The 1,435-nt window shown below is 55.6% G+C and carries 1 rRNA gene (cut by a window edge); it reads right to left on the minus strand.

Annotated elements, in window-relative coordinates:
- Positions 1 to 32 precede the first annotated feature (32 nt).
- Positions 33 to 1,435, minus strand: a 23S ribosomal RNA gene (locus tag ACZ6K0_RS43035) (it continues 1,819 nt past the right edge of the window).

A 1,435-nucleotide genomic window follows, 5' to 3' on the forward strand; every position in this document is an offset into this window, starting at 1 on the left:
CTTCAGAACTAACACAGTGGACGCGAGCAACTGAGGACAAGCCCTCGGCCTATTAGTACCGGTCAGCTCCACCCATTACTGGGCTTCCACATCCGGCCTATCAACCCAGTGGTCTACTGGGAGCCTTACCCTCTCAAGGAGGTGGGAATACTCATCTTGAAGCAGGCTTCCCGCTTAGATGCTTTCAGCGGTTATCCCTCCCGAACGTAGCCAACCAGCCATGCCCTTGGCAGGACAACTGGCACACCAGAGGTTCGTCCGTCCCGGTCCTCTCGTACTAGGGACAGCCCTTCTCAATATTCCTACGCGCACAGCGGATAGAGACCGAACTGTCTCACGACGTTCTAAACCCAGCTCGCGTACCGCTTTAATGGGCGAACAGCCCAACCCTTGGGACCGACTCCAGCCCCAGGATGCGACGAGCCGACATCGAGGTGCCAAACCATCCCGTCGATATGGACTCTTGGGGAAGATCAGCCTGTTATCCCCGGGGTACCTTTTATCCGTTGAGCGACGGCGCTTCCACAAGCCACCGCCGGATCACTAGTCCCGACTTTCGTCCCTGCTCGACCCGTCGGTCTCACAGTCAAGCTCCCTTGTGCACTTACACTCAACACCTGATTGCCAACCAGGCTGAGGGAACCTTTGGGCGCCTCCGTTACCCTTTGGGAGGCAACCGCCCCAGTTAAACTACCCATCAGACACTGTCCCTGATCCGGATCACGGACCGAGGTTAGACATCCAGCACGACCAGAGTGGTATTTCAACGGCGACTCCACCATGACTGGCGTCACGGCTTCAAAGTCTCCCACCTATCCTACACAAGCCGAACCGAACACCAATATCAAACTATAGTAAAGGTCCCGGGGTCTTTTCGTCCTGCTGCGCGAAACGAGCATCTTTACTCGTAGTGCAATTTCACCGGGCCTATGGTTGAGACAGTCGAGAAGTCGTTACGCCATTCGTGCAGGTCGGAACTTACCCGACAAGGAATTTCGCTACCTTAGGATGGTTATAGTTACCACCGCCGTTTACTGGCGCTTAAGTTCTCAGCTTCGCCACACCGAAATGTGACTAACCGGTCCCCTTAACGTTCCAGCACCGGGCAGGCGTCAGTCCGTATACATCGCCTTACGGCTTCGCACGGACCTGTGTTTTTAGTAAACAGTCGCTTCTCGCTGGTCTCTGCGGCCACCCCCAGCTCACGGAGTAAATCCGATCACCAGTGATGGCCCCCCTTCTCCCGAAGTTACGGGGGCATTTTGCCGAGTTCCTTAACCATAGTTCACCCGAACGCCTCGGTATTCTCTACCTGACTACCTGAGTCGGTTTAGGGTACGGGCCGCCATGAAACTCGCTAGAGGCTTTTCTCGACAGCATAGGATCATCCACTTCACCACAATCGGCTCGGCATCAGGTCTCAGGCTTAATGCCG

The organism is Streptomyces sp. NPDC042346 (assembly GCF_055581845.1).